Genomic DNA, 14248 nt, shown 5'->3' with positions numbered 1-14248 from the left:
GGGGGAGCGCCTTGCGCGGAATCAAGGGCGAAGCCCGCCGCGCATCGCCGGGCCGCCCCCCCGGCACGGCGATCTGGCTGGTCTTGGTGCGTCGCGTGGGCGTCTTGCGGATCTGGAGAGATAAAGCGCCTAGTCCCGCCCATGGATCGCCGCACCGCGGCCCGACAATGCGCTCCATTCGGGGCGGATTTCGAACGACAGTGGAGAGGTGTTGCCGCTGTCGGGCAGGTAGGTAGGCGTGCCGCTGACCTGCACACCCGCCCACGTGTCCAGCAGCACGTTCAGCGCACAGGCCATGTCCGTTCGCGCGACGAACTGGCCGAGGCAGTGATGCGCGCCGCCGCCAAAGCCGAAATGCACCTTGCGGTCGGCGAAGACGTCGAACCCATTGGACGCGTCAATCGCGGGATCGGTGCCTGTGGCGTTCACCCAGATGTGCACCGTCTCCCCGGCCTCGATCCCGACGCCCTCGACCTCCAGATCCTCCAACGCCTCGCGCGTGCTCCACGTTGTTGTCGGCCGGGTGCGGATGATCTCCTCGACGGCTTGCGGCACCCGGTCACGTGTTTCGCGCAAGCGGGTCCATTGGCCGGGATGGGCGGCGAACAGCTCCATGGCAAAGGCCAGTTGGGCACGGGTCGTGTCGACCCCGCCGAAGATCGAGATCACGACGAGATCCTGCAACGCCTCGTCCGACAGCCCGCCTTCGGCCACGGCGCGGGCGACGAAGCTGGTTTTGTCCCGACCCGTCTGCGCCCGTGCGATCAGGTCGCGGGCGAGGTCCATCAAGGCATCGGTCGCGGCGTTCACCTGATCCTCGAACCGCTTGGCATCCAGCCCCATTCCCTTGCCCAATGTGCTCGCCTGCAAGGCCAGCCAATCGGCCTGTTCGTCCTCCATCCCCAAGAGCGCGGTAATGGCGCGACCGGCGAAGGGTTCGCTGATGCGTTCGATGAAATCGAAGGTCGGCACATCTCGCACGCCCCCAACCAACTCACGCGCCGCGGCCGTGAAATGATCCGTCAAGGACAGAATGAAATCGGGCGCCAGCGCGGCCATCGCCACGCGGCGCAGCGCCTTGTGATCCGGCCCCTCCATCGAGATGATCGAGCGCCGCCAGAAATCGGCAAAGCTGCCCTCCAGCCCCGGCGTGTCGGGCCAGGCGTAACTGCCTTGCCGCAAGCGCCTGTCGCGCAGGATCAATCCGGCCTGACGGTGGCGCAGCACGGCCAGCCCCAAGGGCGTGCGGGCGCACCAGTGTGCGGCGCGGGCGGCCTGCATCTCGGGGCCACGGGTGGAAAAGCCGGGCGCCGTGATGTCGAGAAAGGGCAGATCCGTCATTGCAAATGAAGAGGGCCGCCCGAAGGCGGCCCCCAACCCATGTCGTATCCCTCCGGCACGGGTCTTACTTTTTCAGCTTCTTGTAGGCGTCCAGTTCATGGCGCGCACCGATCACCAGCGAGATCAAGCAGATCGCGATGGCCACGATCAGCCATAGCATCTCGCCGCTGCCGTACCCGGTATAGTAAGCGCCTTCGACGGCGGCCCAGTCTTTGATTTCTGTACCCATTGTCGTGTCTCCTTACTCTGCGGGATGCGCGGATGCGCCGATGCCTTCGGGGTAGGCCGCCGATGGCACCTTGGTAAGGTCCAGACCTGCGATTTCAGCCTCTTCGCTGACGCGCAACAGCCCCACCATGTTGAGGATGAAGGACACGACGTATCCCGGCACGAAGCCCAGCAGGAACATCATGACGATGCCCAGAAGCTGACCCATGAGCGAGATCGTGGGCACTTCGCCCTCGGCGCCCTGCAGCGACGGATACCCGCTGGCAAAGATGCCGACGGCCAGAACGCCCCAGATGCCCAGCGTGCCGTGCACGGTGACGGCGCCCACGGCATCGTCGATCTTGAGCTTTTCGAGGAACGCGGCGGCAGGCGCCATGATCGCGCCACCGAACGCACCCACGGCAAAGGCGAGGGGCGGCCAGTAAAGGTCAAGACCCGCAGCTGCCGAGATGATCCCGCCAAGCGCGCCGGACATCATCCAGAACGGATCACGCGTCACCATCCAGGCACCGATGATGCCACCGGCAAAGCCCATCAGGATGTTGAACGCCAGCGCCGACAGGGTAACCGGTGTGCCATAGATGTTGGCCCACTTGTCACCGAACCACGACCACGCCTCGCCCGGCACGATCACGCAGGCCATGAGGAAGCCCCAGAAGCCGACGATGATGAGCATCAGGCCCACCAGCGTCATCGGCATGTTGTGGCCCGCGATGGCGTTGGCCGATCCGTCGGGATTGAACTTGCCGATCCGTGGCCCGAGGTTGATCAGCACACCGAGCGCGAAGAAGCCCGCGACCATGTGCACGACACCCGCCGCGCCGAAGTCGTGATAGCCCCAGTTGGCCACCAGCCAACCGCTGGCCGACCAGCCCCATGCCGCCGCCACGACCCAGGCGAACGAGCCCAGAACGATGGCGAGGATGACGAAGCCCACGACCTGGATGCGTTCGATGACCGCGCCCGAGAAGATCGAGGCCGTCGTCGCCGCGAAGAGGGTGAACGCGCCCCAGAACACGCCCGTCGCCTGATCGGCGAGGTGCGGCCCCATGACTTCCCCTGCGGGGTTGGCGAAATCGATACCCGTCTGCCAGCTTTCCGCCGTGGGCAGCAGGCCCGGTGTCCATGCCCAGTAAACGAACCATCCGAAGAAATAGAACGTGGGCACCATGAACGCGAAGGCGAGGATGTTCTTCACACCCGAGGCCAGCACGTTCTTGAGACGCGAGGCGCCCATCTCGTACGCGAGGAACCCCGCGTGAATGATGACCATGAGCGGGATCGTAAGATAGTAATACGTTTCCGCGAACATGGTGTTGGAGGCACCGCCCGCGGCGGCCTCCAACTCGGCGACCTTCGCCGCCAGTTCGGCTAGTTGTTCTTCCATGATGGCTCCCTGTGGTCCCTTTGGATGCGGCACTTTGTGCCTTGCTTTTGCGGGTCTTTGCCCTAGCCGAACCGTACACTAGGCCAATTCAGTCCGGTAAACGGTTTTTTTAAGCCAAAACTGATCCGAACAGCCAGTTGACACAATAAACAGCCCTTTCACCGCCCTCGCATGGGCGGTGATGCCGTTTCGTACAGGTTTTGAACGTTCAGGGTCCGAACGCGCCGCGACAGCGCGCGGGGGCGGGTCACAACCCGTTGACGGGGACTTTCAGGACCGGGTTGCCGTCCTTGTCGGTTGGCACCTCGCCCGCGCGCATGTTCACCTGCAGCGACGGGATGATGAGCTTGGGCATCGACAATTGCGCGTCCCGCTCGGTGCGGAACTTGACGAATTCCTCTTTCGTCTTGCCCGCGCCGACATGGATGTTGCTGGCCTTCTGCTCGCCGATCGTCGTCTCCCACGCGATCTGGCGGCCGCCGGGGCCGTAATCGTGGCAGATGAACAGCCGCACCTCGTCCGGCAGGGCAAGCACGCGCTGGATCGAATCGTACAATTGCTCGGCCGAGCCGCCGGGGAAGTCGCAGCGCGCCGATCCGCCATCCGGCATGAACAGCGTGTCGCCGGCAAAGGCCGCGTCGCCGATCACGTGCACCATGCAGGCGGGCGTGTGGCCCGGCGTGTGCATGGTGAAGGCGGGAATGTTGCCGACCGAATAGGTGTCCCCGTCCTCGAACAGGGCGTCGAACTGGGACCCGTCGCGCTGGAACTCGGTGCCCTCGTTGAAGACCTTGCCGAAGGTTTCCTGCACCTCGGTGATCTTCGCGCCGATGCCGATCTTGCCGCCCAGCTTGTCCTGGATATAGGGCGCGCCCGACAGGTGATCGGCGTGCACATGGGTTTCGATCACCCATTCCAGTTTCAGCCCGTGATCCTTGATGAACGCGATCATCTTGTCGGAACTGCCATGCGTGATGCGCCCGGCGGCGTAATCGATGTCCATGACCGGGTCGATCACGGCGCAGGCCTTGGTTTCGGGGTCAGACACGACATAGGAAATCGTGTTGGTGGCCGGGTCGAAAAAGCCGGTCACCTCGGGTTTGGCGGTGAAATCGTGAGATGCGGTCATGATGTTCCCCTTTTCGTCATATGTCGGGAAAATCACGCCGGAATTCAAGCCGTGGCAGAACGCCCGTTCACCCCGCGGCCCGCGCATCGGCGGCCTTGTATCCCGGCCGCGCTCGCATCTCCTTGGCATAATCCAGCAGGGCCCGGTTGCCGACCATGAATTTTGCCGAATAGGCCCAGTTGAGGCAATGGGTGGCAAGGATGTCGGCGATGGTGAACCTGTCTCCCGCGATGAACGGGCCGTCGAGTCGCGCGGCGAGCCGTTCGGCGTTGCGGTCGAACTCCCACCGCAGCGAGTCCTTGATGGCGGGCACGCGATGCTCCTTCGGCAGGATGAAACTGTGCCGCGCGGCGGTCCACAGGACCGCGTCCAACTCGTCGATGACCTGGTTGGTCACCGCGTCCTGACGCGCCCGCGCGATGGTGCCCGCCGGATGGGTGCAGCCGCCGTGCTTGTCGGCAAGGTAGGTCATGATCGCCACGGAATCGCTGATCGCGTCCTCGCCGTCGATCAGCACCGGGATCTTGCCGAGGTGCGAGGCCTTCAGGACGTCATCCGATTGCGGCGGATGCGGCTCGTGGATGTAGTCCAGCGCGAGCTCCTCCATCAGCCACATGACGCGGAAGGTGCGGGTGCGGGGCAGGCCGATCAGGCGGTACATGGGATCACCGTGGTTGGGTCGTCAGATGCGCGGACCGTGGCCGAAGGCGCGCGGCGTGGCAAGTCAGCCGTCGGCACGCCCGCCCAGCATCGCCAACCGGATCAGCGCGCGTTCCATCTGCGCCAATTGCGGCGCGGTCTGCCCGCCCGACCGCAGGGCGAGGTCGGTATCCACCAGCACCTCCAGCGCCTGTTCCAGCTTGGCCGTGCCCCATTTGCGCGCGTGCCGCTGCATCCGGTCCCGCACCTTGTAATTCGCGGGCAGGCGCACGTTGGCGCCCGCCGCGACACCGTGCAGGGTGCGGAAATAGCGCGTCGCGCCGATGGCCAGACCAACCGCCTGCATCCCCTGCGCCTGCAGGCGGCGCATGACGGGCCCGATTTCGCCCACCCGGCCATCGGCGACCACGGCCAGCAGGTCATCCACATCGCTTTCGGTCGATACCGGGGCGCAGGCGACGATGTCATCGGCGGTCAGCGGCGTGACATCGCCGCGCTTGTAAAGGGCAAGCTTTTCAAGCGTCTGGCGCATATCGCCGGGTTCCAGCTCTTGTGCGAGGCCCATCAGGTGGCTCATCGCGTCCCGGTCGGGCAGGGGCAGGCCCGCGCGTTTCAGCTCGGCCTCGATCTGATCGCGGCCCATCGGGTCGTCATAGATCGGCAGCGTCGCCGCGGTGGGGTGCCCCTCGAACAGCTTCCGCAGGGAGGAACGCGGGGTGAGTTGCCCCGCCGTGACGACGATCTGCGCGTCACCGTCCCGCCAGTCGTTCAGCGCCGCCGCGATCGCCTCTGCCGCGCCGTCGGTCGCGTCCTCGACAAAGGCCGCGCGCGGGCCGGGGAAGAATCCCTGCGCCTTGATCGCGTCCATCAGCAAGGTGCCGTCCTTGCGCAGGTCGGCGCCGGACATGCGGGTCAGCCGCATCTCTTCCTCGGCATTGGGACCCAGCAGGGCCTGCAGCAGGTCCTGCCGCTTGATCGCCACGCGCATCGCGTCGGTGCCGAAGATCAGCGCGCCGGGCACGCCCCTGGGCGGGCGGGCGACGAATCCCGCGATCTCCTGCGTCTTCAGCTTCACGGCAGGTCGGGCGCGGCGAGGATCAGGCGGTCGACGATCTGGTCGGCAAGGATCACCATCAGCCGCTCTTCCGCCGCGCTGCGCGCCGCGCGTTCCGACACGGTGGAGCCGGTGGTGGAATAGCCCGTAAACGTCTCCACCCGGCCTTCGGTCAGGATGACCTTGGTGCCGATCCGTTTCAGCGCGAAGGTCGCCTTGCCGGTGATCTGTGACCGCGTCGCCCCGCCCGATTGCGCGGTGCCTGTGCTTTCGATCGTCAGCGCCACGTCCAGCGCATAGGTCGGGGAGACGGGGCGGCCCAGCCGCTCTTCCAGCCGCTGGACAAGCAGGTATTCCTGCCGCGTGTCCGGTTCGAACGTCAGGACGGCGTTCTGCAGGCTGTTGGCCGCGCCGTTCGGCGCATAGGCCGGGGTGAACCCGCAGGCCGCCAGCGACAGGGTTGCGGTCAGAAGGGCGGCAAGCGCGCCCCGTCTTGAACGATCAGACAACGACATTCACGATCCGGCCGGGGACGACGATCACCTTCTTGGGCGCTCCCCCGTTCAGCGCCTTGACGACAGCATCCGTGGCCATGGCGATCTTTTCAACCTCGGCCTTGTCCATGTCGGCAGGCACGCTGATTTCCGCGCGGCGCTTGCCGTTGATCTGGATGGGCAGGGTGACGGTGTCCTCGACCAGCATCGCCTCGTCCGCCTGCGGCCACGGCGCGTTGGCGATCAGGCCCTCGCCACCCTGGTATTCCCAGATTTCCTCGGACAGGTGCGGGGTCATCGGGGCCATCAACTGCGCCAGCGTCAGGATCGCGGTGCGCTGGGCCGCATGGCTGGCCTTCGATTTCTGCAGGGTGGCGGTGAAGGCATAAAGCTTGGCGATGGCGGCGTTGAAGCCGAAGCTGTCGATGTTGACGGTCACGTCGCGGATCGTCTTGTGCATCTCGCGCACCAGGTCCTCATCGTGCCCTTGCGTGCCCGCCTCGGAGGGCGCCATGTCCTTGATCCGCCCGCAGATGTTGTAGACGCGCGCGAGGTGCTTGTGCGCGGCCTCGGCCCCCGAGGCCGTCCACTCCACGTCCCGTTCCGGCGGGCTGTCGGACAGCACGAACCAGCGCGCGGTGTCGGCCCCGTATTTCGAGACGATTTCCAGCGGGTTCACCACGTTGTTCTTGGATTTCGACATCTTGGCCGAAGGCACGATTTCGACCTCGGTCCCGTCTTTCAGGAAACCCGATCCGTCGCGCAATTCCACGTCTTCGGGGTAGTGGTAGACCGGGCGGCCATCGGCGCCGGTGGTCTTGTAGATCGCGTGCGTCACCATGCCTTGGGTGAAGAGCGCGTCGAACGGTTCGTCACAGCCTTGCGGCAAATGCCCCGTGATCCGCATCGCGCGCGCGAAGAAGCGGGAATAGAGCAGGTGCAGGATCGCGTGCTCGATCCCGCCGATATACTGGTCGACGTTCATCCAGTACGCCGCCTCGTCCAGGTCGGTGGGCGTGGTGGCGCGCGGCGCGGTGAAGCGGACGAAGTACCAAGACGAATCGACGAAGGTGTCCATCGTGTCGGTTTCGCGCTTGGCCGGTTTGCCGCAAGACGGGCAGGGCACGTCGCGCCATGTCGGGTGCCGGTCGAGCGGGTTGCCGGGGATGTCGAAGGACACGTCATCGGGCAGCTGGACGGGCAGGTTTTCCTTCTTCTCGGGCACCACGCCACAGTCGTCGCAATGCACGACGGGGATGGGGCAGCCCCAGTAGCGCTGGCGGCTGAGGCCCCAGTCGCGCAGGCGGTAATTGGTGACGCCCTGGCCGACGCCGTTCGCCTCGCAAAAGTCGATTGTGGCGTCGATGGCTTCCTGCCCGGTGGCCAGAGGCTCCCAGTTGATCGGTTTTACCCACCACACCTGTTCGGTCTTGGTCGGCACGTAGGCCTCGGTGAACTCTTCGGAAGCGCCTTCTTCGGGAACGAAGGTCGGGATGATCGGAAGGCCGTATTTCGTGGCGAAGTCGAAATCGCGCTGGTCGTGCGCCGGGCAGCCAAAAATCGCGCCGGTGCCGTAATCCATCAGGATGAAATTGGCGATGTAGACCGGCAATTCCCATGACGTATCAAAGGGATGGCGGACGGTGATGCCCGTGTCGTAGCCCAGCTTGGGCGCGGTTTCGATCGCCTCGGCGGTCGTGCCGCCCTTGCGCGCCTCGGCACAGAACTCGGCGACCTTCGGTTCATGCGATTCGAGGTGCTTGGCCAGCGGATGATCGGGCGAGATGCCGACAAAGGACGCACCCATCAGGGTGTCGGGGCGGGTGGTGTAAACCTCGATCCGGTCGAAGCCTTCGGGCGCCTCGACGGTGGAGAAGGCGAATTGCAGGCCGCGCGACTTGCCGATCCAGTTCTCCTGCATCAGCCGCACCTTGGCGGGCCAGTTGTCGAGCGTGTCGAGCGCGTCGAGCAACTCGCCCGACATGTCGGAGATCTTGAAGAACCACTGCGTCAGCTCGCGGCGTTCAACCTCGGCCCCTGACCGCCAGCCCTTGCCATCGATCACCTGCTCGTTCGCCAGCACGGTCATGTCGACCGGGTCCCAGTTGACCACGGCGTTCTTGCGATAGACGAGGCCCGCGTCGAGGAAATCGAGGAACAGCGCCTGCTGCTGGCCGTAATATTCCGGGTCGCAGGTGGCGAACATGCGCGACCAGTCAAGCGACAGGCCAAGCGGCTTCATCTGCCCGACCATCGTGTCGATGTTGGAATAGGTCCAGTCCTTGGGATGACCGCCCGATGCCATCGCCGCGTTCTCGGCCGGCATGCCGAAGGCGTCGAACCCCATCGGATGCAGCACGTTGTGACCGGTCGACAGCTTGTACCGCGCGATCACGTCGCCCATCGTGTAGTTGCGGACGTGCCCCATATGCAGGTTGCCGGACGGATAGGGGAACATCTCCAGCACGTAGTATTTCGGCTTGTCGTCGCTGCGCACGGCCGTGAACGTCCCCGCCCCGGCCCAGGCATCCTGCCACTTCTTCTCGATTGTGCTGGCGTCATAGGCCATGGCGCGTCTCCGCTTCGCGTTTGCGCGGGTGTGATACGGCGGGCACGGGCGGGCGTCCAGAGGCGGGGAAGGGTATCCCCGACTTTGCGGTCCGCGCAGGCGGTGTCTATAAGCAGGCGAGGTAGGCCACAGGATTGCCCGACAATGCAGATTTTGATCATCCACCAGAATTTTCCCGGCCAGTACAAGCATCTGGCCCCCGCGCTGGCACAGGCCGGGCACATGGTGGTGGCGCTGACGCCGAAGGTCGAAAAGGCCACGACATGGCAGGGCGTCCGCGTGATCCCCTACAAGATCGTCGGGGCGTCGACCAAGGGCATCCATCCGTGGCTCATGGACGTGGAGACCAAGATCCTGCGCGGCCATTCCTGCATGGCGGCAGCGCGCGCGCTGAAGGAAAAGGGGCTGAACCCCACCGTCATCCTCGCCCATCCCGGATGGGGGGAAAGCCTGTTCCTCAAGGACGTGTGGCCGGAAGCGCGGCTGGGGCTGTATTGCGAGCTTTATCACTCGGACCAGTACCCGCACATGAACTTCGACGAGGAATTCCCCTCGACCGATCCCAAGAACGACCCGATCCGCATCCGGCTGAAGAACCTCAACAACCGGCTGCATTTCGAAGTGGCCAGCGCCGGGATCAGCCCGACGAAGTTCCAGGCCGACACCTTCCCCGACTATTTCCGCGACAAGATCACCGTCGCGCATGACGGGATCGATACCGACCTGCTGGTGCGGAACGAGGATGCGCAGCTAGACGTCGGCGGTGGCAAGATCCTGACGCGGGACGACGAGGTCATCACCTTCATCAACCGCAACCTCGAACCCTATCGCGGCTACCACATCTTCATGCGCGCGCTGCCCGACATCCTGAAACGGCGACCCAAGGCGCAGGTGGTCATGCTGGGCGGGGACGAGGTGTCATACGGGGCGAAGGCGCCCGAAGGGCAGACGTGGAAGCAGATGTTCATCGACGAGGTGCGCCCGCAGATTCCGGACGACGACTGGGCGCGGGTGCACATGCTGGGCCGGGTGCCCTATCCGCAGTTCATGGCAATGCAGCAGGTCTCCCGCGTGCATGTCTACCTGACCTACCCGTTCGTCCTGTCGTGGTCGCTTCTGGAATCGATGAGCGTGCAGGCGGCGATTCTCGCCAGCGACACCGCGCCGGTGAAGGAAGTGGTGACCGATGGCGAAAACGGCTGGCTCACGGACTTCTTCGATACCGAGGCGCTGACCGACAAGCTGTGCAAGCTGCTTGATGACAAGGAAGCGCGGGAGCACCTGGGCCGTAACGCGCGGGAATTCGTGGTCAAGAACTACGACCTGCAAAAGGTCTGCCTGCCGCAGCACGTGGACTGGGTGCACCGGCTCGCCACGCTGCCGGCGCCGAAACCGGTGCCTTAAGCCGCCGCTTCGCGTTAAACAGTTCTTAACACGTAACCCGTGGGTTACCCCGGATCAGAAGCCGCTGTCGCGGTCGCGCAGCTGGCGTGCGCGCGTCATGATCGCGTCCTCCACGGCGCGCAGGGTCGCCGCGCTGACGGGGCCAGACCGCGTTTGCAGCGCCACGCTCAGCGAACGGGCATCCAGCGCCGGGTCCGACACGAGAATCGTCGCGCGATAGGCGCGGCCGCCACCGGGCGGCGTGCCGTATCCCGTTACGATCACGCCGGTGAACGGGTCCACCGACTGAACGGGCAGGAAGCTCAGCACTTCCAGCGAGGCGTTCCAGAGATACTTGTTGACCGCGCCGATCTTGGCCGGATCGGTCCGGTTGAAAAGAATGTCGCGCAGGCGCGAGGACGGGCGGCGCCGGTCTTCGTACAGCACCTCGTCCCGCAATTCCTCGGCGGATTTGGTGCGTTCGGCGAAGTTGGGGCCGCACGCGGCAAGCACAGCAAGGCCCGCACCGCACAAAAGCGTTGTCCGCACCGCTCGTTTCATCACTCTGCTCCTTGCAGTTTGCCTGCTGGGGTCATGTCTTAAACCCACAGCATGAACTGGACAAGAGAGACGCCGAAAATCGCGGCATGTGGATAAAAAACCGGGCGTTCGGGGGCTTGTGGCAAATGCGCATCACTGTGGCACTTGTTGGGCGGGCGCATGGCGGCCTTCTTGCATTGTGTCCGAGCGAGGGAGCATAGAGTTGCCATCAAAGCCGGACGACCGGCTTGGTACGTGCCTTACGAACACATGAGGGAAACAATGAAAACGGTTCTGTTTGCAACCACTGCACTGGTCGCATCCGCAGGTATCGCTGCCGCCCAAGGCGTCGAGCTGTCCGGCTCGGCAGAAATGGGTATCGTCGGCGGCGACGCATATGGCGACGTGACGCAATTCTGGACGGACATCGACGTGACGTTCTCGATGTCGGGCGAAACCGACAACGGCCTGTCGTTCACCGCATCCGTCGATCTGGACGAAACCGACTCCGACAACGTTCCGTCGGCAGCCGGTGGCGGCATGACCCAAGGCGGCGAGACCATCTCGATCTCCGCGGGTGGCGCAACCCTGACCATGGGTGACACCGACGGTGCATTCGACGCGGCCCTGACCGAAGTTGCGATCGGCGGCGCGATCGACGACGCGCACACCGCGCACTCGGGCTACACCGGCAACGGCGGCTTCGACGGCACCTATGACGGCCAGATTGCTCGCTTCAGCTATGCCTTCGAAGGCTTCGTCGGCCACATCTCGGCAGAGATGGACGACACCGGCACCCTCGACCCGGTCTGGGGTATCGGCGTTGCCTACACCGCCGAACTCGCTGGCCTGGACCTGGGCATCGGCCTTGGCTACCAGACCACCGACGACCTGTTCGTCTATGACGAAATCATGGGCATCTCGGTCTCGACCACCTTCGACAACGGCCTGCAAGCGATCCTGAACTACTCGCAAGCATCCGACTCGAACACCGGTGCAGCAGACGTGACGCACATGGCGATCGGCCTGGGCTACACCATGAACGCCCTGACCATCGGCGTGAACTACGGCCAATTCGACACCCCGGCAGGCGACTTCTCGGGCTTCGGTCTGGCAGTCAACTACGACCTGGGTGGCGGCGCCGCGATCCAGTTCGGCTACAGCGACTCGGACGCTCCGGCTCCGTTCATCAGCCGCGGCGACCAGTTCTCGCTGGGTGTTGCTATGAGCTTCTAAGTTCCCCACGGAACTTGGTTAGGGAAGAGCGGGCCTTCTGGCCCGCTCTTTTCTTTTGCGGGGCGGTTTGATCTGTTACAGGTCCGCGACTTTTTCTTTCAGGAGTTCCGTGGTGTCACCGGCACAGCCAAACACCCTGCAAGCGGCCTTCGCCGCGGCAAAGGCCATGTACGACAAGGGCGATCTTGCAGGCGCAGAGCGTGCCTTCGCCGCGTTGGCGACGCAGGCCCCGTCCGTGCCACAAATCGCCGTGATGCAGGGCACGATTGCGTCGCGTATTGGCCGGCCCGAAGACGCGGTGGCGCACCTGTCCCGCGCCGACAAGCTGAAGCGCGATGACCCGGCCATCCTCAAGGCGCTGGTCGCCGCGCAGGAGGCCGCGGGCCAGGTGGCCGAGGCGCACGCCACCTATGACCGCCTGATCGCCCTGCAGCCCGGCTCTCCCGAATGGCTGTCGGGCAAGGCCCTGCTGATGCAGCAGGTGGGCGAGTTCGAAAAGGCGGGCCGCTTCCTGCGGCGCTGCATCAAGAAGATGCCGAACGAGGCGTTCCTGTACCGGATGCTGACCTCGAACGAAAAGCTCAAGCCCCGCGATCCGCTGATTGCCGAGATGCAGGCGCGCTTCAAGTCGCCCAACCTGTCGCCGCGCGACCGCAGCCAGTTCGGGTACGCGCTGGCCAAGGTGATGAGCGATCTGAAACGCACCGGCGATGTCTTTCCCTATCTCAACGCGGCCAACGCGGCGGACCGGGCGATGTATCCGACCGATTTCGCCGCCGTGCAGAGCGATTCCTGGCAGCTGATCGACGCGCAGGCGGATCTTGACTACCCACCGGCGGACGTCGAATCGAACCTCGTGACGCCGATCTTCATCGTCGGGACCCCGCGCTGCGGCACCACCCTGCTGGAACGCGTGTTGTCGGCGCATCCGGCGGTGCAGGGGGTGGGGGAGCAATCGCTCGCCATGCGCGGCACCTTCGTCATGGTCGGCAAGCCCGGCGAGTATCGCCCGCTGCGCGAGGTGAGCGACGAGGTGGTGCAGGGCTATGCCCGTGCCTATGACCGCCACGTGCGCCGCATCGCGCCCAACGCTGACGTGATCGTCGACAAGTCGATGAACACGCACCGGATCATGGGCGCGATCCGCTATGCCATGCCCAAGGCCCGGTTCGTGGTGATCCACCGCGACCCGCGCGACATCGCGCTGTCGATCTATCGCAATACCTTCCCGCCCGGCCAGCACCGCTATGGCAGCGACCTTGGCGACATCGCGCGGTTCATCCACGATTTCCGCAAGTCGGTCGCGCATTGGCAGAAACACCTTCCCGAACCCGCATTCGAGGTGCAGTACGAAGATTTCGTGGCCGATCCCGAACCGCAGACCCGCGCCTTGCTGGAGGCGGTCGGCCTTGAATGGGACGACGCATGCCTGCGCCCGCAGGAAGGCGGCGGCGCGGTCAAAACGCTTAGTTTTCAACAGGTTCGCCAGCCAATCTATCAAAGCTCTGCCCGTGGCTGGCAAAAGTTCGCGGACGATCTGAAACCGTTCGACGAGGTGTGGGAGGCGCTGAATGCCGCTGAGTGACATCATGGCCCGCGTCGCCAAGGCCTGCGAGGATGCGGGCCGCGCCGCCGACGAGGTGACGGTGATCGCCGTGTCGAAGGTGCAGCCCGACGAACGCGTCCGCGCGGTGCTGGACGAAGGCCACCGCGTCTTCGGCGAGAACAAGGTGCAGGAGGCGGCGGGCAAGTGGCCGCGCTTCCGCGAGGAATATGACGGGATCGACCTGCACCTGATCGGCCCGCTGCAGACCAACAAGGCGCGTCAGGCGATGGGCCTTGCGCAGGCCATCCACTCCGTCGACCGCCCGAAACTGGCCAACACGCTGGCGCGGATCGCGCAGGAGACCGGCACCTGCCCGGATCTTTTCATACAGGTGAACACGGGCGAGGAGCCGCAGAAGGCGGGCGTGATGCCGTTGGACGTGGATGGCTTCGTCGCGGAGTGTCGCGGGCTCGACCTGCCGGTCCGGGGGCTGATGTGCATCCCGCCGGTGGAAGAGACGCCGTCGCTGCATTTTGCCCTGCTGGCAAAGATGGCGGACCGGAACGGCTTGCCCGGCCTGTCGATGGGCATGAGCGGCGATTTCGAGCAGGCGATTGCCTTTGGCGCGACGCATGTGCGGATCGGGTCGGCCATATTCGGTGAACGCGTAAAGGCATGACT

At 64.9% G+C, this 14248-nt stretch carries 13 protein-coding genes; 4 read left to right on the top strand and 9 right to left on the bottom strand.

Going from position 1 to position 14248, the window contains the following annotated elements; genetic code table 11:
- Window positions 1–129: 129 nt before the first annotated feature.
- The 8 genes from ATO11_RS09840 to leuS all read right to left on the bottom strand — a co-directional run bounded on the left by ATO11_RS09840 (window position 130) and on the right by leuS (window position 8862).
- Window positions 130–1341, bottom strand: coding sequence for a cytochrome P450 (locus ATO11_RS09840; protein ID WP_050530700.1), 1212 nt, complete (start codon window positions 1339–1341; stop codon window positions 130–132).
- Window positions 1342–1405: 64 nt separating this feature from the next.
- Window positions 1406–1570, bottom strand: a complete 165-nt coding sequence (locus ATO11_RS22130; protein WP_165586950.1) for a hypothetical protein — start codon at window positions 1568–1570, stop codon at window positions 1406–1408.
- A 12-nt stretch (window positions 1571–1582) separates the two neighbouring features.
- Window positions 1583–2956 carry an ammonium transporter gene (locus ATO11_RS09835; protein ID WP_050530699.1) on the bottom strand — a complete coding sequence of 458 codons (1374 nt, stop codon included), beginning with the start codon at window positions 2954–2956 and terminating at the stop codon, window positions 1583–1585.
- A gap of 247 nt (window positions 2957–3203) precedes the next feature.
- A complete protein-coding gene (locus ATO11_RS09830; protein WP_050531089.1) occupies window positions 3204–4085 on the bottom strand; it encodes an MBL fold metallo-hydrolase in 882 nt (293 codons plus the stop codon).
- A gap of 67 nt (window positions 4086–4152) precedes the next feature.
- A complete protein-coding gene (locus ATO11_RS09825; protein WP_050530698.1) occupies window positions 4153–4746 on the bottom strand; it encodes a glutathione S-transferase family protein in 594 nt (197 codons plus the stop codon).
- A gap of 63 nt (window positions 4747–4809) precedes the next feature.
- A complete protein-coding gene (gene holA, locus ATO11_RS09820) occupies window positions 4810–5820 on the bottom strand; it encodes a DNA polymerase III subunit delta (protein ID WP_050530697.1) in 1011 nt (336 codons plus the stop codon).
- Entirely contained in the window at window positions 5817–6314 is a 498-nt protein-coding gene (gene lptE / locus ATO11_RS09815) for an LPS assembly lipoprotein LptE (RefSeq protein WP_050530696.1), read from the bottom strand. The genes holA and lptE overlap by 4 nt, the downstream gene beginning before the upstream one ends.
- Window positions 6301–8862, bottom strand: coding sequence for a leucine--tRNA ligase (gene leuS, locus ATO11_RS09810; RefSeq protein WP_050530695.1), 2562 nt, complete (start codon window positions 8860–8862; stop codon window positions 6301–6303). Before leuS ends, lptE begins: the two co-directional genes overlap by 14 nt.
- Before the next feature lie 144 nt (window positions 8863–9006).
- Between leuS and ATO11_RS09805 the strand changes: the two genes are divergently transcribed.
- On the top strand, window positions 9007–10266 hold the full coding sequence (locus ATO11_RS09805) for a glycosyltransferase (protein ID WP_050530694.1): 1260 nt from the start codon (window positions 9007–9009) through the stop codon (window positions 10264–10266).
- A gap of 54 nt (window positions 10267–10320) precedes the next feature.
- Here the strand turns inward: ATO11_RS09805 and ATO11_RS09800 are convergent, their stop codons facing one another.
- The gene (locus ATO11_RS09800; RefSeq protein WP_050530693.1) at window positions 10321–10806 is read right to left on the bottom strand and encodes a DUF3576 domain-containing protein; all 486 of its coding nucleotides are present in this window, start codon (window positions 10804–10806) and stop codon (window positions 10321–10323) included.
- A 261-nt stretch (window positions 10807–11067) separates the two neighbouring features.
- Between ATO11_RS09800 and ATO11_RS09795 the strand changes: the two genes are divergently transcribed.
- From ATO11_RS09795 to ATO11_RS09785, 3 genes are all read left to right on the top strand, one after another.
- Window positions 11068–12021 (top strand): porin, encoded by a 954-nt coding sequence (locus ATO11_RS09795; protein WP_050530692.1) that lies wholly within the window; start codon window positions 11068–11070, stop codon window positions 12019–12021.
- A 112-nt stretch (window positions 12022–12133) separates the two neighbouring features.
- On the top strand, window positions 12134–13606 hold the full coding sequence (locus ATO11_RS09790) for a tetratricopeptide repeat-containing sulfotransferase family protein (protein ID WP_134643091.1): 1473 nt from the start codon (window positions 12134–12136) through the stop codon (window positions 13604–13606).
- Complete coding sequence (locus ATO11_RS09785; protein ID WP_050530690.1) at window positions 13593–14246, top strand: YggS family pyridoxal phosphate-dependent enzyme; 654 nt, start codon at window positions 13593–13595, stop codon at window positions 14244–14246. Before ATO11_RS09790 ends, ATO11_RS09785 begins: the two co-directional genes overlap by 14 nt.
- Window positions 14247–14248 lie beyond the last annotated feature (2 nt).

Source organism: Pseudaestuariivita atlantica (assembly GCF_001205715.1).
Taxonomy (GTDB): Bacteria; Pseudomonadota; Alphaproteobacteria; order Rhodobacterales; family Rhodobacteraceae; genus Pseudaestuariivita; species Pseudaestuariivita atlantica.
This window is presented reverse-complemented; position numbering and strand designations above follow the sequence as displayed.